This is a genomic window from Thalassovita autumnalis (assembly GCF_001458255.1).
GTDB classification, from domain to species: domain Bacteria; phylum Pseudomonadota; class Alphaproteobacteria; order Rhodobacterales; family Rhodobacteraceae; genus Thalassobius; species Thalassobius autumnalis.
Window position 1 is genome coordinate 60399 of the sequence record NZ_CYSB01000035.1, and the last position, 24281, is coordinate 84679.

Here is a 24281-nt window from a genome sequence, read left to right on the forward strand (position 1 = left end):
AAACCGCATGGCGCTGTACTGCGCTGGGGCGTTAGGCCCGCAGCGTTTCGATCAAGGCGCGGGCCGAGTTTGATCGCGGGGTCCACAAACCGCGGTCCATGGCTTCCTGCAGACGCTCAGCAATCTCGCGTAGGGCTGGCGCGTTATGCTCGGCAATGAAATCGCGGGTGACCTGATCCTCCAGAAACGCGGAATGCACCAGGTCAAAATGGTGATTCCTGACCGCTCCGGTGGTCGCCGCAAAGGCAAAGAGGTAATCGACCGTCGCGGCAATCTCAAAGGCGCCTTTGTAGCCGTGGCGTTTGACCCCATCGATCCACTTTGGGTTCACCACGCGTGAGCGCAGCACCCGGCCGATTTCTTCGTCCAGCGTCCGGATAACGGGACGTTCAGGGCGGGAATGGTCATTGTGATAGATGGGCCGATCCTGCCCCTGCAGGGTTTTCACTGCGGCTGCGGCACCGCCTTCGAACTGGTAGTAGTCATCACTGTCCAGCAGATCATGTTCCCGGTTGTCCTGATTCTGCACAATTGCCTCGGCCTGGGACAGGCGCTGTTCCAGGCCGTCGCGGTCCCTTTGTCCCTCGCCGCTGGCACCGTATGAATAGCTGCCCCATTCCAGGTAGGCCTCTGCAAAATCTGCGGTGTCATTCCAGATCCGCTCATCAATCAGGGCCTGCAGACCTGCCCCATAGGCGCCAGGTTTGGAACCGAAAACACGGGCCTGACCTTCGCCGGACCGGGCGCGGGCGGCGGCGGGGTTTTGATCCTTTGGCTCCTCAAGGGCCTGAACCGCGCGGGCAGCGCTGTCCACCAAAGCGATCAACTGCGGGAAGGCATCGCGGAAAAAACCAGATATGCGCAGGGTGACGTCAACCCGCGGGCGGCCAAGCACCGAGGCCGGCAAAATCTCAAACCCGGTGACCCGCCGGTTGGCATTGTCCCATTTGGGTTTGACCCCCATCAGGGCCAGCGCTTGGGCGATGTCATCGCCACCGGTGCGCATATTCGCGGTGCCCCAGGCAGTGACCAGCAGGCTGCGCGGCCAGTCGCCGTGATCCTGCAGGTGCTTTTCAATCAACAGGTTGGCGGATTTCCACCCCAGCGCCCAGGCGGTTGGCGTTGGCACCGCACGGCTGTCGACTGAATAGAAATTCCGCCCTGTCGGCAGAGTGTCCAGCCGCCCGCGGGTCGGCGCGCCAGAGGGGCCAGGGGGCAGGAAACGGCCGTCCAGAACCTGCAGGAAACCATCGGTTTCCGCGGGGCCACAGCTGTCCAGCGTGGGACGGATCGTGGTGCGCAGGTGCGCCAGCACCTCGGCTGACGAGGGACCGGGGGCAGCGCCTTCGGTGTCGAGGAGGACGATCGCCAGCAGTTCCAGACGTTCCACGGTGTCGCCATGGCTGCGCCAATTGGCACTGTCGAGATCTGCCAAAACACCGGGGCGCGGGCCCTGCCAGGGGGCGGCCATATCACAGTCGAGCGGATCAAAGCCAAGCTCCAGATCCTCGGCCAGCGCCCGGATCAGCGAGTTGTCGGCGCCTTTGCCCTGACCGCGGGGCACGCGGGCCAGTGCGATGGTCAGATCGCGGGCTTGATCGCCATCGGGCGACGTGCCGAAGATGTGCAGCCCATCGCGGATCTGGGCCTCTTTCAGATCACATAGGTAGGCGTCCAGTTTGGCCAGATCGCTGTCTTCATCCTCGCCCTTTAGTCCGGCGTCTTCGCCGATTCCGGTGGCCGAGGTGAGCGAGAGGATTTCACGCCGCAGGTGTTCAATGCGGCGGGGATCCACGCCGGCGGCCTCATAGTATTCATCGACCAGCGCCTCCAGATCCTTCATCGGCCCATAGCTTTCGGCGCGGGTCAGCGGTGGCGTCAAGTGGTCGATGATAACAGCCTGCGCGCGGCGTTTGGCCTGGGTGCCCTCACCGGGGTCATTGACGATGAACGGATAGAGGTGCGGCGTGGGGCCAAAGACCACCTCGGGCCAGCAGGTCGAGGAGAGCGCCAGCGCCTTGCCGGGCAGCCATTCCATATTGCCGTGTTTGCCCATATGGGCGATGGCATCGGCGCCAAACTCGTGGCGCAGGTGGAAATAGAAGGCCAGGTAGTTGTGTGGCGGCACCAGATCCGGTGAATGATAGGTGTCGGTCGGGTCGATGTTATAGCCGCGGGCGGGCTGCACCGCGATCACCGCATTGCCGAAAGGGAAGATCGACAGGGCAAAGCCGCTGCCATCGCAGAACGGATCATCTTCGGGCTGGCCCCAGCGGCTCTCGATCTGTTCGCGCACCTCCCAGGGCAGGGCATCATAATGCTGCCGGTAGGCGTCCAGCGTCATGGGCGTGCCGCCCTCACGCGCGGCGCGGTCGGTCAGCCAGTTGGTGGGCCCGGCCATGATCTGCTGCATCAGCGCGTCACTGTCGGCGGGCGCATTTTCCACGCTGTAGCCTGCCCCGGCCAGCGCCTGCAACATGTTCACAGCAGCGGCGGGCGTGTCGAGGCCGACACCATTGGCCAGCCGCCCGTCTTTGTTGGGATAATTCGCCAGCACCATGGCAACCCGGCGATCAGCCGGGGCCTTGTGGCGCAGCTTGGCCCAATTGGCGGCAAGGCGGGCGGTGAAATCGATCCGGTCGCCCTGGGCGCGGTAGGTGGCGATGGGGCATTCGGTGGCCTCATCAAAATAGGCTTCATCCTTGAAGCTGATGGCGCGCGACAGGATGCGGCCGTCAACCTCAGGCAGGGCGACGTTCATCGCGATGTCGCGGGCAGACAGACCGGTGAGGCCCTCAGCCCAAGCCTGTTCGGTGCTGCCTGCCAAAACAATCTGAAACACCGGGGCTTCGGCAGCGGCGGGCATGGTCAGCGGGTTGTCCGGCGTCTGGTCACCCGCATGGGGGCTGCCGACGGCAAAGGCGGTGGCATTCAGGATCACCGAAGGCGGCGCTGCGGTGAAGAGGGTTTCCAGCGTGGCGACCGATACTGGATCTTTCAGAGAAGCCACAAAAATCGGCAGCGGGTTCAGCCCCTGCCGCAACAGCGATTTCACCAAACGGTTGATCGGGTTCAGGCCAGCGCCCTGCACCAAGGCGCGGTAGAATATCACCGGCACCACAGGCTGGCCGTCGCGCCATGCGCCTTGTGCGGCGGCAATGTCGGCGACACCGGCACCGGGCCAGTAGACCCCGGCGCGCAGCAGGGGGGCGGCGGCCTGTGGGGCCTCACCCTGATGGTCCGCCAGCATCCAGTTGCAATAGCTGAGGAAATTCAGCGCATTGTCCGGCCCGCCTTCAACCAGATAGGCCCAGAGTGCATCATAGTCTTCCGACGACACGGTTGAGAGGCTGCGCAACTCGGCGTCGGGTTTGTCATCGCCGGGTAGGGCCACAAAGGGCACACCGGCCTCCGCCAGACGGGCGGCAAATTGTTCGAACCCGTATTTCCAGTAGCCCGCCCCGCCCAGAATGCGTGCTACCACCAGCCGTGATTTGGTGGCGCAATTGTCCAGATGCAGATCCACAGACATCGGGTGCTGCAGATGGGTTAGGTTGGACAGGCGCAGGCTGGGCGCATCGCTGAGGTCGGCGCGGGCCTGGCTGAGGGCCGCCAGTTCCGTGTCCGCCGCGGAGATGAAGATCACATCAGCCGGGCTTTGGCCCAGATCCACGGGTTCCTGCCCGTCATCAATCGATCCCGGAGTGGCGGCGATAAGATGCATCTAGCGGACCTTTGCTTGAGCTTTGTGGTAGATTGCGGCAAGAGCCGTCAAAACCAGTGGAAGGGTGATCAGATGGATTACAGCAGAATGGGCGGGGTGAAGCCCACCTACGGCAAAAACAAACCGCGCAATGAAAACAACCGCCGCAACAACGACAAGGGCACCGATAAGGCGGCCCTGCTGGAGCGCATGAAGAAAGCGGCTGCCGAAGGCAAAGCGCCGGAGAAAGAGCACAAGGGCTGAGCCGGTCAAAGTGCTTTGCCCATGAACAGGCTGGCGGGGTGATCGGGATAGTCCCCGAAAGGGCCGGTGACCGCGTAGCCGAGGCGTTTGTAGAGCGCGACCGCGGCTTCCAGTTTGTCGCCGGTTTCCAGATTGACCGCCTGATGACCCAGTGCTGCGGCGCGGGCTTCCAGCTCGGCCATCAGCAGGCGCGCCAGGCTTTTGCCGCGCGCCTCTGGCGTCACAAAGAGGCGTTTCACCTCGCCATAGTTGCCGCAATCAACCAGCGCCACGCAGCCAAGGGCGGTGCCTTCTTCCCGTGCGACGAGAAAGGTGATGCTGTCATCCACCAGTTCCTCAGGGTCGAGGGTAAAGCATTCCTCTGCCGAGTAGACCGCGCGCAGGGCCGCGTCTGAGCCAGCCAACAGGGTGCGGCCATCCTCGGTCAGGGGCGATTCCTGCGCGATGGTGATCATGCTTGCAGCGCCTTCTCAATTGCGGCGCGGTTCAGACCGGACTCCCCAATCACCACCAAGCGGGTTAGGCGTGGGTTGCTGCCGAAGGGCTGGTCAAAATAGGTGTCGATGCGCGGGCCAACCGCTTGCAGGGTCAGGCGCATCGGCTTGCCGGTCACCGCAGCGAAGCCTTTCAGACGCAGGATGCCGTGATCGCGAATGACGCTGACTACCTGATCGGCAAAGGCCTTGGGATCGGCGATTTCGGCGCGTTCCACAACGAAGCTTTCGAAATCGTCATGGTCGTGATCGTGGTGATGATGGTGATGATCGTCGCCATCCTCGTGATCGTGATCGTGATCGTGGTCATGATCATGGGGGTGATGGTGGCTTTCGTGACGCGCGGCCATATCGGCCTCGGCGCCCACACCCTGACCCAGCAGGACATCCACCGGCAGAACCCCCATGGAGGCTTTGACCACCTGCACGCCGTCGCGACTTTCGTCTTTCAGACGGGTGGTCAGCTGGGTGGCTTCCTCTGCGCTCAGCAGATCGGATTTGTTCACCACAATCATATCGGCGCAGGTGACCTGATCTTCGAACAGTTCCGACAGCGGGGTTTCGTGATCCAGGTTTTCGTCCAGCTTGCGCTGCGCATCCACGGCGGCGATGTTGTGGGCGAACTGACCATCCTGCACGGCACGGCCATCCACGACGGTGACTACACCGTCTACGGTCACGCGGGTGGAAATCTCTGGCCAGTTGAAGGCGCGGACCAAGGGCTGTGGCAGCGCGAGACCGGAAGTTTCGATCACGATGTGATCGGGTTTCTGATCGCGATCCAACAGCTTTTCCAGCGTCGGGATGAAGTCCTCGGCCACGGTGCAGCAGATACAGCCGTTCGAAAGCTCCATGATGTCATCTTCGGTGCAGGTCTCATCGCCGCAGCCCTTCAGGATGTCACCATCCACACCAAGATCGCCGAATTCATTGATGATCAGCGCGATGCGTTTGCCATTGGCATTGGCCAGCATATTGCGGATCAGGGTGGTTTTACCGGCACCGAGGAAACCGGTCACAACGGTTGCAGGGATCTTGGCGGGCATGTGGGCTCTCCGTTTCGGGCGTGTCTGCGCGGGGCAGCGGCGTTGGGTTCTGTCTACTGCGCTCTGCGGCTTAGGGCCAGTGGGGCGCGGTAGGTGTGTAATTGTCGGTGTCAGTTTTGCGGGGCGGGGACGGTGATCACCGCTTCAACCATCTTGCCGTTGTGCATCAGCTGCTCATGGCTGTTGGCGTTCAAGGTCACCTTCACCTCAGCGCCCGGTGTCAAGTTCGACAGCAGGAACCAGTCACTGTAGAGCCGGGTCAGCTTGACCCCATCGACATAAATATGGGCGTGACCGGTGCCGGGCACATGCGGGCCATTCACCGCTTCTGGGGTCAGGGCGAAGTTTTGATAGCGCACCTGCAGGTTATAGCTGTTGCCGCCGTCATGGTGCAGTTCCAGTGACAGATCCGGCGTGCCGGTGCCCTCAGTCGTGACATCCCGCATGGCGCTGTGGTCGTGATCGGTCATCGCACCTTCGGCCGTGTCATGGGCCAGATGGCCCGTGCCTGCGCCGTGCGCGGCGGGGTCATTATGATCGTGCCCTTCCAGCTGCGCGTTGCTGCTGACCGCCAGGAGGAAGCCAAAGCCGGTGCCAAAAAACAGGGCGATGATCGCAAGGTAGAGGCTCTTCATCTCTACGGGTCCTTTCGGCTAAAGGCCGGAAGCGATGCCCCCGGCCCAGCGTCGGAGTTTCGGATTAACCTTCAGCCTCGGCGCGGCTCCAGAAGAAGCCGGCGAAACAGCCAAGGATCGCCCAGGAGGCCAGGCCAACGCCAAGGGCGCGACCGGCAAATTCCCCGCCCAGTTCCGGCGGCACGGGGCCAGCGAAATACTCGGGCTGCGGTGCGCCGATCACATGTGGTGCCAGCAGCAGAACAGCGGCAACACCCCATGCGGCCCAGCCTGAGCCGAAGCCGATCAGCGCCATCGCGATCGCGGCGGAAATCACCGTGCCGAACCACCAGATTTGACGGTCCACAACATCGGCCGCCGCAACACCGGGCAGTTCCGGCGGCAGGCTGACGGCGGGGGCGAAATGGAAGGCGATATAGCCTGCGATGCCCCAGATGATACCGTTGCGCGCGGTCACGGCATGGCCGCGGTCGCTGGCCAGCGCCATGGCGCCCACCAGCATAAAGGCATAGCCGGTGTAGATCAGTGCGGTGAACAGAACGCTCAACCCGTCGCGCATCGCGTCAAAGCCTGGCAGCTCCTGTTCAACAGCGTTCAGTGTTCCCCCGAAATGCACCAGTTCGCCGGCCTCATAAAGTTCGGCGTGCAAGAGCACAGGTTGCACAAATATCAGTTGCAGCACGGCGGCAATCAGCCCTGCTGCAAACCCAGCGAACAACGCGCTGGTCCCGATTTTAGCAAACATGAAGCTTGGTCAGCTCAGTGGCAGGGGAAGCCAGTGGCGTGGCGCACGTCATGTGCAGCATCATGCAGGGTGTCTGCCTGAACGTGGCCGGCAACGGTGACGATGCCCATGCCAATCACGGCAGCAAAGATGAAACCAACCAGTGCCGAGGTGTTGGATTTTGCGGCGGTCTTGGTCGCAGTCATAGTTGTCATTTGTTCTGTCTCCTCTTCCGTCATCCCCGACGGATTGGGTTATCGTTATCGCATGGCAGGTCTCCTGGCTGGCGGGTCGATGCACCTGCGGCCTTCCCGAGCGGTGGCTCAGTGGCACGTGCAGGCACTCTCCGCTGACAGTCGCGGGGGCGGCTGCGGCTGTGGGCCCCGGATTGGGTCACCCATTCCACATTCCCTCTTCGTCCCGAACGCTTTGCGCTCTGAGATGGGAACCATACTAAACCCTTTAATCGCGCGGAATGCTGCAATGCGTCAAGCGCGTTTTGCGCGCATTGGCGGGTCAAAAACGACCAGAAGCCCCCTTAATCTAGGGTCAACATCGGCGAAGAATCGCAATATTTTGTGGATAACTGCTGGGATAACCCGAAATAAGGGGCGTTTGCGTTGACTCAATGGCGCTGCGGCTCTCAGGATCAGGGGACTTTGGAATCACAACTGGAATCATTAGGGGACGCCACAGCACGTGCTGTTTTCCAAACTCAGACTGACCGGCTTCAAAAGCTTTGTCGATCCGACCGATCTGCTGATCAAGGACGGGTTGACCGGAGTCGTGGGGCCAAATGGCTGTGGCAAGTCGAACCTTCTTGAGGCGCTGCGTTGGGTGATGGGGGAAAACCGCCCCAAGGCAATGCGCGGCGGCGGCATGGAGGATGTGATCTTTGCCGGTGCCTCCTCCCGTCCGGCGCGTAATTTCGCTGAGGTCAGCCTGGTCATCGACAATTCACAGCGGCTGGCGCCTGCTGGCTTCAACGAAGAGGACCAGCTGGAAATCGTCCGCCGGATCACCCGTGACGTCGGCTCGGCCTATAAGGTGAACACCAAGGATGTGCGCGCCCGTGACGTGCAGATGCTGTTTGCCGATGCCTCCACCGGGGCGCATTCGCCAGCGCTGGTGCGGCAGGGGCAAATCTCGGAGTTGATTAACTCCAAGCCCAAGGCGCGACGGCGCATTCTGGAAGAGGCTGCCGGGATCTCAGGGCTTTATCAGCGTCGTCATGAGGCTGAGTTGAAACTGAAAGGGGCCGAACAGAACCTCGCCCGGGTGGATGATGTGGTGGATCAGCTGGCCAGCCAACTGGCGACATTGGATCGTCAGGCCCGTCAGGCGGCACGCTATCGCACCATCGGGGAAGAGTTGCGCAAGGCCGAGGGGCTGCTGCTCTACCGGCGGTGGCGCGAAGCGGATGAGGCCCGGCTGGCTGCTGAGGAAGAGCTGCGCAGTCGTGTCACCGCAGCCGCTCAGGCTGAAGCTGAGGCGCGCAAGATTGCCAAAATGCGGGCCGAGTTGGATGCCGGCCTGCCGCCCCTGCGCGAAGAAGAGGCGATTGCCGCGGCGATCCTGCAGCGGCTGGCGGTTCAGCGCGACACGCTGAAAGATCAGGAAGCGCAGGCGCTGCAGTCGATCGAAACCCTGAAAAACCGCATCCTGCAGATGGGCAAGGATATCGAACGCGAAGCCGGTCTGAACCGCGACGCGGGTGAAACGATTGAACGGTTGGAATGGGAAGCGCGTGAGCTGCAGAAGGCCAGCGAAGGCCATGAAGATAAGCTCGAGATTGCCTCGGAAATGGCGCATGAGGCGGCACTGGTCCTGCAGGATCGCGAAACCGAGATGTCGCAGCAGACCGAAGACGTGGCCCGCCTGTCGGCCCGTCACCAATCGGCGCAGCGGATGCTGGATGATGTGCGCAAAACCCTGGCTCGGTCTGAGGCTGAGGCGCTGAAAGCACGCGATGCGGTTGCCACGGCGCAGCAGGCCTCGGAACAGGCGCAGGTGAATTTCGAAGCGGCCGAGGAAGAGGCCGAGCTGGCGCAGGCGACGGCAGAAAACGCCGAAGAAACCCTGATGGAGGCAGAGGCTGCGCGGGCTGAAACGCAATCGCGTGAGGCTGATGTGCGCGCCGAGAGGTCCGAGGCGGAGGGCGAGTTGAACGCCCTGCGGGCTGAGGTCACGGCGCTGGCCAAGCTGTTGGAACGTGACACCGCTGAGGGTGGTCAGATCCTTGACCGGTTGCAGGTGGAAATGGGCTTTGAAAAGGCGCTGGGTGCGGCGCTGGCCGATGATCTGCGCGCGCCCCAGGTTGAGGGCGATGGCCCTTCGGGCTGGACCGAACTGCCCGATTATGATGAGGCGCAGGCGCTGCCACCCGGCGTGCCACCCCTGTCAAACCATGTGTCTGTGCCCGATGTTCTGGCCCGCCGGATGGCGCAAATCGGCCTGATCGATCCCGAAGATGCGCCGCGCCTGCAGCCGCTGTTGCAGCCCGGTCAGCGTCTGGTCTCGCTCGAGGGGGATCTGTGGCGCTGGGACGGCTATCGCGCCTGGGCCGAGGATGCGCCCTCGGCCGCGGCGCTGCGTCTGCAGCAGTTGAACAGGCTGGAAGAACTGAAACAGCAGTCCGAACATGCGGGCACCCGCGCCGAAGCGGCCCGTGCAGCGCATGAGGCGCTGACCCAGCGTTTGGCCGATCTGACCCGCGCCGATCAGGCCGCCCGTCAGGCCCGCCGCGATGCGGACCGTCTGGTCAATGAGGCCAGTCGCCGTCTGTCGCGCGCCGAAGCGGATATGACGCTGGCTGGATCAAAACTTGAAAGCCTCGGCATGGCGGTTGAACGCCATGAGGATGAGGCGATGGAATCCCGCGCCCGTGTGGTCGAAGCGGAGGAGGCCCTGGGCGAGCTTGATGACCTCAGCGAGGCCCGCGCCGCGGTTGAGGATCTGAAGCTGACGGTTGAGGCTGCGCGGATGACCATGATGACCAAACGATCGGCCCATGATGAGGTGCGCCGTGAAGGCGAGGCACGCCTGCGCCGCAGCCAGGAGGTCACCAAGGAAATCTCGGGCTGGAAGCACCGGTTGGAAACCGCCTCCAAACGCAGCTCGGAACTGGCGGACCGCAAAGAAGAATCCGAGGAAGAACTGGCCGAAGCCATGGCGCTGCCCGAAGAGATCGCGGAAAAGCGCGAAGATCTGGGGGAGGCGATCGAAACCGCTGAGGCGCGACGCAAGGAGGCCGCAGATGTTCTGGCCGAGGCCGAAGCGGCGCTGCGTCTGGCCGAACAGGGTGAACGGGATGCAGAACGCGCCGCCTCAGATGCGCGCGAAGCCCGCGCCGGGTCCGAAGCGCGTGCCGAAGCCGCCCGTGAAACCGTGGCTCTGACGGTTGAGCGCATTGATGAGGTGATGCAGGTCACGCCGCAGAAACTGCTGGAAACACTGGACACCAACCCCGAAGACATGGCCGATGCCGAAGCGCTGGAACAGGATGTGAACCGCCTGAAGCGGCAGCGCGATGCCCTGGGGGCGGTGAACCTGCGTGCCGAGGAGGATGCCAAAGAGGTCCGTGAGGAACACGGGTCTCTGGTGGATGAAAAGGCCGATCTGGAAGAGGCGATCAAGGCGCTGCGCTCGGGCATTGCCAACCTCAACAAAGAGGGACGCGAACGTCTGCTAACGGCCTTTGAACAGGTGAATTCCAACTTCTCACTGCTGTTCACCCACCTCTTTGGCGGCGGTGAGGCCAATCTGGAACTGATCGAAAGTGAGGATCCGCTGGACGCCGGGCTGGAGATCATGTGCCAGCCCCCGGGCAAGAAGCTTTCGACCCTGTCGCTGCTGTCAGGTGGTGAACAGACCTTGACCGCCATGGCGCTGATCTTTGCGGTGTTCCTGGCGAACCCGGCGCCGATCTGTGTGCTGGATGAGGTCGACGCGCCGCTGGATGATGCCAACGTGACCCGGTTCTGCGACCTGCTGGACGAAATGTGCCGCCGCACCGACACGCGCTTCCTCATCATCACCCACCACGCGGTGACCATGGCGCGGATGGACCGCCTGTTTGGCGTCACCATGCAGGAACAGGGCGTCAGCCAGCTGGTCAGCGTTGACCTGAAAAAGGCCGAAGCGCTGGTGGCTTGATGCTCTGGATCTGAAAAAGAAAACCGGCGGGGATGCCGCCGGTTTCGGGGGGGGCAGGAGCGTCTGCCGCCCTTAGTAAAAGCCAAAACCGCTGACAAATTCTTTGCGCTCGCGACGCTCATAGGCTGCGGGGGCCTGATTGCCAAAGGCGATGTCGATACCGACTGAGAAGTACTGCTCATCCCAGTCCAAGTCCTTGTTATATTCTGCATAAAGCGTCACAGGACCAAGGCTGCCTTTGTCATCGCTCAACTGATACCAAGCGGCAAGGCTGTAATGCATGAGCTCAAGGTTTTCGGTGGCATAGTTTACATTGCCCGCCACGCGCAGGTCATCGGTTAGGTCGACCAGCAGGGTCGCGCCGATTTGATCGTCACCCCAGCCGTTGTCATCCAGATCCTGCAGGGTGGTCAGGTGATAACCCCAACGGCCCATATCGCGGCCGATGATGACACCCAGATCCTGGCTGTCGGCCTCATACCCTAAGCGGAAGAAATGACCAAAAGCTTGGGTGGCAACGCCCAGTTCCCATTCTTCGGTGTCGTCCAGTGGGACGGACAGGGCGATGTGCAGCCCGTCCTGTTCCAGATCAACACGCAGGGTTTTGTCGTGATCCTCGGTCGTGTCGTCCATCAGGAAATAGTCTTCGGACAACATGTTGCCCGCGCCATAAAAGCTGCCGTAGGTCAGGGTCACGGCACCGCTGTTCAGCAGGAAGAACAGGTTTTCTTCGGGCTCGAATTCGAAATCATCCTCGCCCAGTTCGGTTTCAAACTTCAGGCCTGCGCCGATCGTGACCCTGTCAAACTGATAGGTCGCGCTCACTTCGCCGCGCAGGTCATTGTAGATGTTTTCCCAGTCGCCAATGCAGGGGCAATATCCGTTAAAGCTTTCGGTTTGGGCAAAACCACCAAAGGACAGTTCGGCCTGTGCGGCGCCAGCGGTCAGTGTCGCGATGGCGGCGACGGCAGTCAAAGTGGGTTTCATTGTCATCCGCATGATCCTATGGCGCGCTTCTAAGAGCGTTGCATGGCAGAGTCTTGGTTTTGCCCTGCGCAAGGGTGGCCTTTGTGGCAATGCTGTTGCGTGCGGGTCACGTGGATCAGGGAATTTACACCTTTGACGTCCATAAAAAACGGCCACGCAATCTGCGCGACCGTTTTCCAAGCAGGTGCGACAGGCCTATAGCGCGTTCAGCAACGCGGCGGTTGGCCATGCATCGGCGGGCAGGCCCAGACGTTTCTGTTCCGCTTGGGTGGCGGCGCGGGTGCCTGCGCCCAGAATGCCGTCGATCTTGCCCACATCGTGACCCCGCGCTGCCAGTTTCTTCTGCAGCTGCTTCATCTGTGGGCCGCTCAACCCCTGTTCTGGTGCGCCACCGTCAAACACCGGGCCGCCCAACAGGCGGGTGCCGAAATAGGCGGCGGTCAGAACATAGGTAAAGCTTTGGTTCCATTCGAAATAAACGTCAAAGTTCGGATAGGCGATAAAGGCCGGCCCTTTGCGGCCCTGGGGCAGGATCAGCTTGCCATTGAGGCCCTTCGCCTGCCAGGCGCCCGAACGGGGCTGCACGCCCATCGCCTGCCATTTGCTGATCGGCAGCGCCTTTGCGGTGCCCGACAGCGACCAGTCCATTTCGGCAGGCACAGTGACCTCCTGCAACCACGGCTCACCTGCGCGCCAGCCCAGATGGCTGAGCATTTTTCCGCCCGACAGCAGCGCATCAGGGGCGGAGGTTTTCAGTGAGACCTTGCCGTCACCATCACCATCCACACCGTTTTCGATGATGTCGGCAGGTAGCATCTGTACCATGCCAATCTCACCGGCCCAGGCGCCGGTGGTGCGGTTCGGATCAAACTCGCCACGGGCAAAAAGTTCCAGCGCAGCAAAAACCTGTGGGCGGAACAACTCGGGGCGGCGGCAGTCATGTGACAGGGTCACCAGCGCGTTCAGCGTGTTGAAATCGCCCTGATAGCCGCCGTAGTCGGTCTCAAACGCCCAGAACGCCAGAAGCACCCCGCGCGAAACACCGTATTCCCGTTCGATCCGGTCAAAAACCTTGCTGTATTGCTGGGCTTTTTTCTTGCCGGTGTTGATCCGGTTCTGGGAAATCAGATGGCGTGAAAACTCGGTGAAGTTCTTCTGAAACACGCCTTGGCGCCGGTCAGCTGCCAGAACCTTCTGGTCCTGTGCGACATTTGCAAAGAAGCGTTTGGTCAGACCGGCATCATAGCCCATGGATTGGGCTTCCTGGCGCAGGCCTTTGACGAAGCTGTTGAATCCGCCGCCACATTCGGCGGCGTAGCTTGCCGTGGCAAGGGTCGCGGTGAGGGCGAAAGTGGTGAGTGCTTTGGTGATCTGGGGGCGTTTCATAAATGCCTCAAAATTGAAATGGGTGTGGCGACGGTAGCATCATCGTCCGTCAATCGCTAGCCAGTCGCCAGCGTGCGGTGCGGTCAGAACAGGGTCAGCAGGAGTGCAAGCCCCAGCACCACACCCCAGACCCGCCAAAGCGCTGTGCAAGCGGCATCGATGTGATCAGGGTTGGCGTTATGGCTGCCGTCGACATTCACGTAAGGAAAATCGCGCATTTCCCCGTCATAGGATCGTGGACCGGACAAGGCGACGTTGAGCGCCCGGGCCATTGCGGCCTCGGGCCAGCCAGCATTGGGGGAGCGGTGCTGCCGGGCGTCGCGCACCAGCAGCGGCCAGCCGTGAAACACTTGATGGGTTGCGGCGATCAACGCGGCGGTCAACCGGGCCGGGATCAGGTTCAGAAGGTCGTCAAACCGCGCTGCGGCCCAGCCGTAATCGCGGTGCCGTTCGGTGCGGTAGCCGATCATGCTGTCAGCGGTGTTGGTGATCTTGTAAAGCAGCAGCCCCGGCAGGCCCAAGAGGGCAAACCAGAAGATCGGTGCAATCACCCCGTCGCTGAAATTCTCAGCCGCGCTTTCGATGGCGGCGCGGCTGATCGCGGGGCCATCCATCGCGGAGGTATCGCGGCCGACAATGCGGGCGACCATCATACGACCGTCGCCTTCGGACAGGCGCAGCGCGTTGGCCACGTCACGCACGTGATCGACCAGACTACGCTGGGCCAGCAGGGCGGCCAGCACTAGGATTTCCACCAGCGGTCCAAAGGCGGTCAGCAGTTTGCCCAGGATCAGCGCGCCGATGGCCAGTGCCAGCATGGTCAGGATGCCATTGCGGCGCCGGTCGCTCTTCGGGTCTTCGCCTTGATTGAACCTGTTGTCGGCCCAGCCGATCAACCGCCCCATCAGGACGGCGGGATGGGGTACGCGGCTGTAGATCGCTTTCGGTTCGCCCACGGCGGCGTCCAGCAACATGGCAAGGATGAGGGTCATAGCAGGGTCTCCAGCCGGTGCCATTGGTCTGGGGCGGGCAGGCCAAGGCGGATGAAATGACGCGAATAGGGGAAGATGCGGGTCCAGATCCGCGCCTCGGCAAAGCGGGTCTGCCACTGGGCGGCGTCCTTAACCTCATAGAGGCGGAAGAGCGGCGTGCCACCGTGTAGCTTTGCACCCGCGCCGGTCATCAACTGGTCTAGCCGGGTGCTGTCGGCGGTCAGTCGGGTGCGGGTCTCTTCGGCCCATTTCTGATCGGTGAGCGCTTGTCGCCCGATGCGCAACGCAGGCCCGGCAACCGGCCAAGGGCCGAGCATCTGTTCCAAGCGCGCAATCAGGGCAGGGTCGCCTATGGCAAAGCCCAGACGCACACCGGCGAGGCCCCAGAATTTGCCAAAGCTTTTCAGGATCACGGTGCCGGGTTGGGTGGCGTGTTCGATCAGGGAGCGGTCCGGCGCGATGTCGCAGAAGCTTTCGTCGATGATGTGCAGGGCGGGGCCTATGGGTTCCTCATCATAGAACTGACCGGTGGGATTGTTCGGGTGCACGATCACGCGGGCTTGTGCCTGAGCGCCGGACAGCTGCCAGCCTGCGGCCTCAAAGGCGGCAGCGTGTTCGTTGTAGGTCGGGCGCGGGATGTCCACGCGGTCCTTGGCGGCCAGCGCAGGGATGCGGGCAATCAGGGCAGAAGCCCCTGGCGCGGCCAGCACGGCAGCGCCTTCTGGTACCTGCCAGAAGTCACGGGCGGCTGCGATCAGCGCCTGTTGCGCACCTTTGTCGGGCAGGGCGGTCCAGGCATCCATGTCGAAGGTGCCAACCGGATAGGGCACCGGATTGATGCCGGTGGACAGGTCCAGCCAATCGGCGCGGGTGCCACCGTATCGGGCTGCGGCGGCGTCAACGCCACCACCGTGGTCCCGGGCCTCCTGGATCATTCTGCGGCCTCAGCTTCGACCTCAGGTTTCGGCAGCGGCGGGTGGCGGGTCACGAAATGCCCTTTGACCCCTTGCGGCCACTGACGAAACGGCACCTGCCCGCTGGCGCTTTCGGCATGTAGGGCGGCGTAGTCCACAATGGCTTCAGCCGCCTCAACACCCGGTTCGAACCGGCCCAGCGTATAGTTCAGCTTGTCACGGCCTTGGATGGCGACGTTGCAGCCGTGGCTACAGCCCATCAGGCAAGACACCCGCCGTGTCTGCACATCCGCGCGATCAGCCGCCGCCGCCTCAACCAGTTCGGCCAAGACCTCACCATCTTTCTGCTCGCGGCCCGAGGCCTCCCAATCGTCTAGTTTGCAGGTGTCACAGATGGTGATCCAGGTTGTCATGCGCGCGCTCCTTCTTTCTCGCAGAGAAAGCGGAAAACGCGCAGCGACACAAGTGGGCAATCAGCCGAGGTGTTCACGACCATGTGGTTCCAGATAGTCCAGAACCGGGTTGATCGGCACAATCCGGTGCGGATTGATGCTGTCATGGCTGTAGTGATAATGGCGCACGATGTGGTCCATGTTCACCGTCTCAGCCACGCCGGGCACTTGATAAAGCTCACGCGTATAAGCCCAGAGGTTGGGGTAATCCACGATCCGCTTGCGGTTGCATTTGAAATGCAAGTGATAGACGGGATCGAAACGGATCAGCGTGGTGAACAGGCGCCAGTCAGCCTCGGTCACATGATCGCCCATCAGGTAACGGTTTTGGCTCAACCGGTCTTCCAGCCAGTCGAGTGTATCAAACAGCGGGTATACCGCCGCCTCATAGGCGGATTGCGTGGTGGCAAAACCGGATTTGTAGACGCCGTTGTTCAACGTGTCATAGATCCGCGCATTGACCTCTTCGATTGCGTCCCGCTCTGCTTCGGGCCAGTAGTCATCGGTGTTGCCGGTGATCCCGTTGAAGGCGGAATTGAACATGCGGATGATTTCTGAGCTTTCGTTGGAAACGATCGTCTCCCGCTCCTTGTCCCAGAGGATCGGCACAGTGACCCGGCCCGACATATCCGGCATCGCCTTCAGGTAAATGTCGCGGGCAAAAGGCAGGCCGTAGAGGGTATCCCCCGTCGCGCCCTCATAATCGGTGCCAAAATGCCAGCCCTCCGACAGCATATCGGGATGCACGGCGGATACGGTGATATGGTCGCTCAAGCCCTTGAGGGCGCGGAAAATCAGGGTGCGGTGAGCCCAGGGGCAGGCATAAGACACATAGAGGTGATAGCGACCGCTTTCGGCCTTGAAGCCCCCCTCGCCTGAGGGGCCGGCGCTGCCATCTGCGGTGATCCAATTGCGGAAGGTGGCTTCGGTCCGTTTGAAGGCGCCGCCGCTGTCTTTGGTGTCATACCAGACATCATGCCATTTTCCGTCGACCAGCTTACCCATTTCATGCTCCTATGCGTTTCTGTCCAGAAGGTAGGGCGCAGCGCTGGGCGCGCACAGGCCTATGCGGGCGCAGGTTTTCTGCATTTCTGCACAGTGTTGCGATGGAAAGGGTATTCCAATGATTTCACGGCGTGCATTTGGCCTTTCGGCATTGGCGGCAGCGCTCGTTGGACCCGAGCTTGGACGGGCCAAGGCGGGGCAGCGTGTGATCGTTGTCGGCGCAGGTGTGGCGGGGGGCACCGCCGGGTATCTGCTGCGCCGCGCAGGCGCGCAGGTCACGATCCTAGAGGCCGCGCCACATTGGGGCGGACGGATCAAGCGGTTGGAGGGCTTTGCCGATTTTCCCATCGATCTGGGGGCCGAATGGATCCATGCCGATCATTCCGTCCTGAGCGAGATCGTGGATAACCCCGCCGCCAATGTGGATGAGGAAACGATCACCTACCGGCCCAAGACCTATGACACCTGGGATGGTGAAAGCCGCGGCAGCGCCAACTGGCTGCGACTGGCCTATGCGGAACGCAAGTTCAAGCGCACCACCTGGTATGGCTTCTTTGAACGTCACATGCTGCCATCGGTCAGTGCATCCCTGCGCCTCAATGAACCGGTGAGCCGGATTGAACATTCGGGCACCGGTGTGACAGTCACCACCGCGAAAGCTCGCTATAGCGGAGACCATGTGATTGTGGCCACGCCCCTGTCGGTGCTGCAGAAAGGGGGAATCAGTTTCGCCCCCGGCCTGCCCCGCCGGATCACGGCGGCGCTGGGTAACGCGGTGTTTGGCAGCGGGCTAAAGGCGTTCTTCAAATTCAAGGAACGCTTCTACGGCGATATCACTTTGCCGCATGGCGCGTCCGGCTTCACCGCTGATACCTGGTCCGAACGGATTTTCTACAACGCAGCCTTTGGCAAAGACAGCAGTGACCATGTGCTTGGCCTGTTCCAAAACAGCAATGTGCCCTTGGCCACCGCCCGGCAGTCAGATGCCCAGATCCAACGTGACCTGCTGGCAGAACTGGACCGGATCTATGACGGCGCCGCCAGCCAACTGGTTGAAAAGGTTCAGGTTCAGAACTGGGACCGCGTGCCCTACATCAATGGCACCTATGCCAACGATTATGACGAAGGCGATCAGGGCACGCTGGTCTATGCCTTCCGTCCGGTGGCGGGGCGTCTGTTCTTCGCCGGCGAAGCGCTGGGCGGTGAGGTGCGATCAACCGTACATGGCGCGGCCTTTTCGGCCTATGAGGCGGTGGACCAACTGCTTCACGCCTAGGCTCAGGACCCGTTATTGATCTAGCACCGGTGCGGAACATTAATGGGTCCTGAGCCTAAGGTCGGCTTTGTTGCCACACATGCCGCGAACCGCATTGCGGCACTGCGGCACGCTGCCTATAGTGCGCCTCAGACGAAGCCCCAAAGACGGGGCCGGAGAGGTGTGTTTGTGCGATCGACCCAAACAGGGGATCAGGGGCAAGCGTCGTCAGGTGCCCGAACCCGGGCATTCTCTCTGCAAATGGGATTGAACTGGGGGAGAGGCATGAAAACCTTCTATACATTTGTGGCCCTTGGCGGCGCTGTTTGGGCAGCACCGGCGGCGGCCCATATCGGCCACTTTGGTGAACTTGCCGGCCACGATCACTGGATCGCGCTGGGCGCCTTGGGCGCGGCAGGGGCGATTGCCCTGATCGCGGGCCTGAAGGGCAAGAAGAAAGACACCGAAGCCGCGCCCGAATCCGACGAAGAGCCTAGCGAAGAAGAGCTGCAGGAAGCTTAAGCCATGAGCAAAATTGGAGTGATGATCTGCGGTCACGGCTCGCGTAGCCAGGCCGCAGTTGACGAATTTTCTGTCCTTGCCGAAAAACTGCCCCCCCTGTTGCCGCAGGACTGGATGGTGGAATATGGCTATCTGGAATTTGCCAATCCGGTGATCCGCGACGGGCTGGACCGCCTGCGCGAAGCGGGCTGCGAAAAGATCCTGGCGGTGCCGGGGATGCTGTTTGCGGCGATGCATTCCAAAAATGACATCCCGACGGTGCTGAACACCTATGCCACCAAACACGGCATTGAGGTTTCTTATGGCCGCGAACTGGGGGTCGATCCCAAGATGGTCGCCGCCGCAGGGGCGCGTATTCAGGACGCGGTGGATCAGGCCAACGCCGAACTGGGCGACGTGGACCTGCATGACACCTGTCTGGTGGTCATCGGTCGCGGCGCCTCGGACCCGGACGCCAATGCCAATGTGTCCAAAATCGCCCGCCTGTTGCAGGAGGGCATGGGCTTTGGCTGGCTCGAGGTCGGCTATTCCGGTGTGACCTTCCCATTGGTGGAACCCTGCCTGCGCCATGTGACCAAGCTGGGCTACAAACGTGTCATCGTTTTTCCCTACTTCCTGTTCACCGGCATCCTGATCGACCGGATTTATGGCTTCACCGATAAGGTGGCCGCGGATCACCCTGAGATCGATTTTGTCAAAGCCGGCTACTTGAACGATCACGAAAAGGTGCTGGCCACCTTTGCCGAGCGCATCACTGAACAGGTGGGCGCGGTGCCGCCGCCGAACTGCGGCACCTGCCTGTTCCGCACTCAGGAACTTGCGCTGGAAGAGGGCAAGATTGTCATTTCCGCCGAAGACCGCGCCAAGGCCGCTGAAGGCACCGCGCATCCGGCGCTGGCTTCGGTGCCGCCGCCCACCTGCGTGATGTGCAAGTACCGTGTGCAGGTGCTGGGCTTTGAGGATGAGGTCGGCTCGGTCCAGGAAAGCCACCACCACCATGTCGAAGGTCAGGGCGCCTCAGCCCCGGGATCAAACGTGGCGGATTGTAAACTCTGTGATCTGTTCTGCACTGGGGAGTGCCGTCTGGATATGGGGCATCATCACCACCACGATCATGATCACGGGCATGATCACCATCACGATCATGGCCATCACCATCATCACCACCACGATCATGATCACGTGCATGCCGAATACCCGCATGCCAAACACCCGCTGGGGCCGGAAAGTGCACGCCGCAAGGGCTGAGCGCCCTTTCAATGATCCTGAAAATACTCCCGCCAGAGGCATCCTTCGGCGGCCACATCCGCAAAGGGGGGGCTGATGCGACCCTATGAAAAGAACCCCTCGGCGATCTACGCCGAAAGCTTCGCCACCGTCCGGCGCGAGGCGCGTCTGGACCAGTTTGATGCGGGCATGGAACGTATGGCGATCCGGCTGATCCACGCCTGCGGCATGGTTGAGGTCGCGGATCGTCTGGCGTTTTCAGAAAACGCCTATGCGGCAGGTCACGCGGCGTTGCAGGCGGGCAAACCGATCCTGTGTGACTGTGAAATGGTCGGCGCGGGCATCATCCGGCGTTATCTGCCGGCCGAAAATGAGGTGATTGTCACCCTAAACGATGCCCGGACGCCTGGCATTGCAGCGGGGATCGGCAACACCCGCTCAGCCGCCGCGGTGGAGCTTTGGGCCGATCATCTGGAGGGCGCAGTTGTCGCTGTCGGCAACGCACCTACCGCGCTGTTCCACCTGTTGGAACTGATCGACCAAGGCGCTCCAAAACCGGCGGTGATCCTGGGCTTCCCCGTGGGTTTTGTTGGTGCGGCAGAAAGCAAGGCCGAACTGGCCGCCAACCCGCGTGGCTGTGATTTTGTCGCGCTGCGGGGCCGTCGCGGTGGATCGGCCATTGCCTCAGCCGCAGTGAACGCTTTGGCAGCTGGGCTGCCTGAGGAGAAAGCAAATGACTGAAACTCATCAAGATCCCTGGCTTCACATCGTTGGCATTGGTGAGGACGGTATGGACGGGCTGCTGCCCGCTACCCGCGCGGTTGTCGAAGCGGCAGAGGTGATTGTGGGCGGGGAACGCCATCATGAACTGTCAGCGGCCGTCACGGCCGAGCGGCTGGCCTGGCCCTCACCCTTTGATGCGCTGATTGGCATGTTGCAGGAGCTGAAAGGCAAACGTGTGGTGGTTCTGGCCACCGGCGACCCCCTGTGGTTTTCGGTTGGGGCGCGGATCGGGCGTGAGATTGATCCAAGCGAGTTGGTTTATCACCCGCAGGTTGGGGCCTTCCAGTTGGCGGCGGCGCGGATGGGCTGGTCGATGGCGGATTTGGAAACGCTGACGGTGCATGGCCGCCCGGTGGAGCAGATGATCGCCTTTATTCAGCCGGATGCGCGCTTGCTGATCCTGACCACAGGGTCCGAGACGCCCGGCAAGATTGCCGCCTTCCTGACCGCCCGTGGCTTTGGCAAATCCAAGATGACGGTGCTGGCCAATATGGGGGGCGAGGATGAGCAGCGGTTTGACGGTGTCGCCGAGGGCTGGGAGCACGAGGTGCCGCCGTTCAACACGCTGGCAGTCGACTGCATTGCCGCCCCTGACGCGGCGCTTTTGCCGCGGGTGCCGGGGCTGGCGGATGATCTGTTGCAGAACGACGGCACCATGACCAAACAGGAGGTTCGTGCGGCAACACTGGCCAAGCTGATGCCGATGCGCGGCGCGCTGCTGTGGGACATTGGTACTGGCTGTGGTTCAGTTGCGGTGGAATGGATGCGCTCGGCCTCTTATGCGCAGGCCATCGGGATTGAGCCGCGTGCCGATCGCCGGTCGATGGCGGCGGCAAACGCGCTGGCGCTGGGGGTGCCGAAGCTGCAGCTGGTGGACGGCACCGTGCCCGCCGCCCTGCAGGATCTGCCCGCCCCCGATGCGGTGTTCATTGGCGGTGGCCTCAGCCGGGAGACGTTCGAGTTTGCCTGGGAAGCCCTGCGTCCCTTGGGCCGGATGGTGGCCAATGCGGTGACCATCGAAAGTGAGGCGACGCTGATCGCGCTGCAGAAGGATTACGGCGGTGAGCTGGTCAAGATTTCGGTCGAACGGGCCGAGGCGATTGGCCCCTTGAGCGGCTGGAAACCGCTGCGCACCGTGACCCAGTGGAGCCTGATCAAACGATGACCGGTAAACTCTATGGTGTGGGGCTGGGGCCGGGTGATCCCGACCTGATGACCCTGCGGGCCCATCGGCTGATTGCCGGGGCCTCGGTGGTGGCCTATCCGGCCTTGGCAGGTGGTGACAGCTTTGCCCGCGCCATCGCGGCGGATGTGATCCCCGCGACTGCGCGTGAGATCGTGATGGACGTGCCGATGACGGTGGACCGCGCCCCGGCGCAGGCCGCCTATGACAAGGGCGCGGCGGAAATCGCAGCGGTACTGGAGGCGGGGGAGGATGTGATCTGCCTCTGTGAAGGGGATCCGTTTTTCTACGGCTCCTTCATGTATCTCTTTGCCCGCCTGTCCGAACGGTTTGAGGTTGAGGTTGTGCCCGGTGTGACCTCGATCACCACCTGCGCGGCGCGGGCCGGTGTGCCTTTGGCAGCGCGCAATGAGCGGCTGACAGTTCTACCCGGCCCCTTGCCTGAGGCCGAGTTGCGCAGCCGGATCGAAGGCGCCGAAAGCGTGGCGATCATGAAGGTCGGCCGCCATTTGGCCAAGATCCGCAGCGTGATCGAGGCCTTGGGCCTGACCGACAAGGCAATGTATATTGAGCGCGCCAGCCTGCCCGAAGAGGTGGTTTGCCCGCTTAAGGAGGCGCCGGAGAAGGCGCCCTATTTCTCAATGATTCTACTGGTGAAGGGGGGTGACCCATGGCTGTAACTTCTGGGCCTGCGGGCGAAAATGTGACGCCGGTTGTTCTGGCGCTGAGCACCTCGGGCGAGGCGGTGGCGCATCAAGTGGCGGCGGTTCTGGGTGCTGAGGTGCACGGCCGTGAGGGTCGTGTGGCAGAGGCGGATGCCTTTTTCCCCAATGCGCTGGACCATGCGCGGGATCTGTTTGCCGCCGGTGTGCCGGTGGTCGGCGTCTGTGCCAGCGGCATCTTGATCCGCGCGGTTGCGCCATTGCTGAGTGACAAACGGGTGGAGCCGCCGGTTGTGTCGGTGTCTGATGACGGGTCCGTTGTGGTGCCGCTTCTGGGCGGACATCGCGGCGCCAACCGTCTGGCCGGTGAGATCGCTGCGGCGCTGGAGGCGACGGCGGCTGTGACCACGGCAGGCGATGTGGCCATGGGCGTCGCGCTGGATGAACCGCCGCAGGGCTGGGTTCTGGCCAACCCCGAAAACGCTAAGGCGGCGATGGCGGCCTTGCTGTCGGGCGCTGGTGCTACGTTGGTAGGCGAGGCGGTTGGCGCGGCTGGCTGGCTTGCGGATCTGCCGAAAGGTGACGGGGTGACCATTCACTGCACTGTGGCGCCTGTTGAGGTGACTGAGGAGACCACGCTGGTCTTCCACCCGCAGCGTGCCATTCTGGGTGTTGGCTGTTCGCGCAACTGTCCTGCGGAAGAGCTGGATGGTCTGGTCGCAGAGCTGCTGGCGGATGCGGGCGTTGCACCCGGCGCAATGGCGGCCATCGCCACGGCAGACCTGAAAGCGGATGAGCCTGCGATGAACGCGCTGGCGGCGAAGTTCAACGTGCCACTGCGCCTGTTCACGGCGGCGGAGCTGGACGCGGAAACCCCGCGTTGCGCCACCACATCCGAGGTGGTTTTTGCCGAGATCGGCACCCACGGCGTGGCCGAAAACGCGGCCTTGGCCGCGGGGGGCGCAGCTGTGACGCTGACCCATCCGAAACGCAAAACCGCCATGGGCACTGCAGCGCTGGCGATGGCTGAGGCCCCTGTGACCGCAGTGGCGGGCCGCGCCCGTGGCCGTCTGTCGGTTGTGGGCATTGGCCCGGGTCAGGCCAGCTGGCGCACGCCCGAGGTGTCGCGCCTGGTGGCCGAGGCGGAAGAGCTGGTCGGCTATGGCCTCTACATTGATCTGCTGGGGCCATTGGCGGCGGGCAAGGAACGGTCCGATTTCCCGCTGGGCGGCGAAGAGGCGCGGTGCCGTTATGCGTTGGAACAGGCGGCGAAGGGCAAGAACGTGGCGCTGGTCTGCTCGGGCGATGCGGGCATCTATGCGATGGGCGCGCTGGTCTTTGAATTACTGGATCGCGGGCCGGAGGAACATGGCGTCTCTGACGCGGCGCACCGCGTGGAGGTTGTCTGTTCGCCGGGTGTTTCGGCACTGCAAGGGGCTGCGGCACGGGCCGGAGCGCCTTTGGGGCATGACTTCTGCACCATTTCGCTGTCCGATCTGCTGACCCCGCGTGATGACATCCTGCGCCGGTTGAAAGCGGCGGCGGAGGGCGATTTTGTCATTGCCTTCTACAACCCTGTCTCCAAAACCCGCCGGACCCTGCTGGCCGAGGCGCGCGAGATCCTGTTGCAGCATCGCCCGGCCGATACACCGGTGATGCTGGCCTCGTCCCTGGGGCGGCCTGAGGAACATGTGCGCTATCGCCGTTTGGACCAGCTGGAGGTCGATGAAGTCGATATGCTGACCGTGGTTCTGATCGGCTCCAGCAATTCACGACTGGCGGAGCTGGGCGAAGGCCCCCGCATGTTCACGCCGCGCGGCTATGCGCGCAAAATTGATGGCGATCTGGCCGAGAAGGCAGCGCAGTGAGTATTTTTGGCAAGATGAAAGAGG

21 protein-coding genes and 1 riboswitch are annotated in these 24281 nt (G+C 62.4%); of the genes, 9 read left to right on the plus strand and 12 right to left on the minus strand.

Features of this window, described 5'->3' with window-relative positions; genetic code table 11:
- Positions 1–31: 31 nt before the first annotated feature.
- Positions 32–3724, minus strand: coding sequence for a cobaltochelatase subunit CobN (cobN, locus tag TL5118_RS13320; protein WP_058245245.1), 3693 nt, complete (start codon positions 3722–3724; stop codon positions 32–34).
- A 72-nt stretch (positions 3725–3796) separates the two neighbouring features.
- Here cobN and TL5118_RS21405 point away from each other — a divergent pair, with 72 nt between their 5' ends.
- Positions 3797–3967, plus strand: a complete 171-nt coding sequence (locus TL5118_RS21405) for a hypothetical protein (protein ID WP_165590050.1) — start codon at positions 3797–3799, stop codon at positions 3965–3967.
- A 5-nt stretch (positions 3968–3972) separates the two neighbouring features.
- Here TL5118_RS21405 and TL5118_RS13325 read toward each other — a convergent pair whose 3' ends face one another.
- The 5 genes from TL5118_RS13325 to TL5118_RS13345 all read right to left on the minus strand — a co-directional run bounded on the left by TL5118_RS13325 (position 3973) and on the right by TL5118_RS13345 (position 7081).
- A complete protein-coding gene (locus TL5118_RS13325; protein WP_058245244.1) occupies positions 3973–4422 on the minus strand; it encodes a GNAT family N-acetyltransferase in 450 nt (149 codons plus the stop codon).
- The gene (gene cobW / locus TL5118_RS13330; RefSeq protein ID WP_058245243.1) at positions 4419–5507 is read right to left on the minus strand and encodes a cobalamin biosynthesis protein CobW; all 1089 of its coding nucleotides are present in this window, start codon (positions 5505–5507) and stop codon (positions 4419–4421) included. The genes TL5118_RS13325 and cobW overlap by 4 nt, the downstream gene beginning before the upstream one ends.
- A gap of 110 nt (positions 5508–5617) precedes the next feature.
- Positions 5618–6142, minus strand: coding sequence for a hypothetical protein (locus tag TL5118_RS13335; protein WP_058245242.1), 525 nt, complete (start codon positions 6140–6142; stop codon positions 5618–5620).
- Positions 6143–6206: 64 nt separating this feature from the next.
- On the minus strand, positions 6207–6887 hold the full coding sequence (locus TL5118_RS13340) for a CbtA family protein (RefSeq protein ID WP_058245241.1): 681 nt from the start codon (positions 6885–6887) through the stop codon (positions 6207–6209).
- Positions 6888–6901: 14 nt separating this feature from the next.
- Positions 6902–7081, minus strand: a complete 180-nt coding sequence (locus TL5118_RS13345) for a CbtB domain-containing protein (RefSeq protein WP_058245240.1) — start codon at positions 7079–7081, stop codon at positions 6902–6904.
- A gap of 37 nt (positions 7082–7118) precedes the next feature.
- Positions 7119–7334: riboswitch (cobalamin riboswitch) on the minus strand.
- Between the two features lie 231 nt (positions 7335–7565).
- Here TL5118_RS13345 and TL5118_RS13350 point away from each other — a divergent pair.
- A complete protein-coding gene (locus tag TL5118_RS13350; protein ID WP_058245239.1) occupies positions 7566–11021 on the plus strand; it encodes a chromosome segregation SMC family protein in 3456 nt (1151 codons plus the stop codon).
- Between the two features lie 72 nt (positions 11022–11093).
- Here the strand turns inward: TL5118_RS13350 and TL5118_RS13355 are convergent, their stop codons facing one another.
- The 6 genes from TL5118_RS13355 to TL5118_RS13380 all read right to left on the minus strand — a co-directional run bounded on the left by TL5118_RS13355 (position 11094) and on the right by TL5118_RS13380 (position 16757).
- Complete coding sequence (locus TL5118_RS13355) at positions 11094–12014, minus strand: hypothetical protein (protein ID WP_058245238.1); 921 nt, start codon at positions 12012–12014, stop codon at positions 11094–11096.
- 189 nt (positions 12015–12203) lie between these two features.
- Positions 12204–13394, minus strand: coding sequence for a lytic murein transglycosylase (locus TL5118_RS13360; RefSeq protein WP_058245237.1), 1191 nt, complete (start codon positions 13392–13394; stop codon positions 12204–12206).
- A gap of 83 nt (positions 13395–13477) precedes the next feature.
- Positions 13478–14386 carry an adenosylcobinamide-phosphate synthase CbiB gene (cbiB, locus tag TL5118_RS13365; protein ID WP_058245236.1) on the minus strand — a complete coding sequence of 303 codons (909 nt, stop codon included), beginning with the start codon at positions 14384–14386 and terminating at the stop codon, positions 13478–13480.
- Positions 14383–15321: a threonine-phosphate decarboxylase CobD gene (gene cobD / locus TL5118_RS13370; protein WP_058245235.1), complete on the minus strand. Its 939-nt coding sequence runs from the start codon at positions 15319–15321 to the stop codon at positions 14383–14385. Before cobD ends, cbiB begins: the two co-directional genes overlap by 4 nt.
- A complete protein-coding gene (locus TL5118_RS13375) occupies positions 15318–15713 on the minus strand; it encodes a DUF1636 family protein (protein WP_058245234.1) in 396 nt (131 codons plus the stop codon). The genes cobD and TL5118_RS13375 overlap by 4 nt, the downstream gene beginning before the upstream one ends.
- Before the next feature lie 60 nt (positions 15714–15773).
- Positions 15774–16757 (minus strand): glutathione S-transferase family protein, encoded by a 984-nt coding sequence (locus TL5118_RS13380; protein ID WP_058245233.1) that lies wholly within the window; start codon positions 16755–16757, stop codon positions 15774–15776.
- Between the two features lie 118 nt (positions 16758–16875).
- Here TL5118_RS13380 and TL5118_RS13385 point away from each other — a divergent pair, with 118 nt between their 5' ends.
- The 7 genes from TL5118_RS13385 (at position 16876) to cobJ (ending at position 24257) form a co-directional block, all read left to right on the plus strand.
- A complete protein-coding gene (locus tag TL5118_RS13385) occupies positions 16876–18033 on the plus strand; it encodes a flavin monoamine oxidase family protein (protein ID WP_058260798.1) in 1158 nt (385 codons plus the stop codon).
- A gap of 264 nt (positions 18034–18297) precedes the next feature.
- On the plus strand, positions 18298–18534 hold the full coding sequence (locus tag TL5118_RS13390; protein WP_058245231.1) for a DUF6732 family protein: 237 nt from the start codon (positions 18298–18300) through the stop codon (positions 18532–18534).
- Between the two features lie 3 nt (positions 18535–18537).
- The gene (locus TL5118_RS13395) at positions 18538–19782 is read left to right on the plus strand and encodes a sirohydrochlorin chelatase (protein ID WP_058245230.1); all 1245 of its coding nucleotides are present in this window, start codon (positions 18538–18540) and stop codon (positions 19780–19782) included.
- 75 nt (positions 19783–19857) lie between these two features.
- Entirely contained in the window at positions 19858–20502 is a 645-nt protein-coding gene (locus TL5118_RS13400) for a precorrin-8X methylmutase (protein ID WP_058245229.1), read from the plus strand.
- Positions 20495–21709: a bifunctional cobalt-precorrin-7 (C(5))-methyltransferase/cobalt-precorrin-6B (C(15))-methyltransferase gene (locus TL5118_RS13405; protein WP_058245228.1), complete on the plus strand. Its 1215-nt coding sequence runs from the start codon at positions 20495–20497 to the stop codon at positions 21707–21709. The genes TL5118_RS13400 and TL5118_RS13405 overlap by 8 nt, the downstream gene beginning before the upstream one ends.
- Positions 21706–22407: a precorrin-2 C(20)-methyltransferase gene (cobI, locus tag TL5118_RS13410; protein ID WP_058245227.1), complete on the plus strand. Its 702-nt coding sequence runs from the start codon at positions 21706–21708 to the stop codon at positions 22405–22407. The genes TL5118_RS13405 and cobI overlap by 4 nt, the downstream gene beginning before the upstream one ends.
- Positions 22398–24257: a precorrin-3B C(17)-methyltransferase gene (cobJ, locus tag TL5118_RS13415; RefSeq protein ID WP_058245226.1), complete on the plus strand. Its 1860-nt coding sequence runs from the start codon at positions 22398–22400 to the stop codon at positions 24255–24257. The genes cobI and cobJ overlap by 10 nt, the downstream gene beginning before the upstream one ends.
- The last annotated feature ends 24 nt before the right edge of the window (positions 24258–24281 follow it).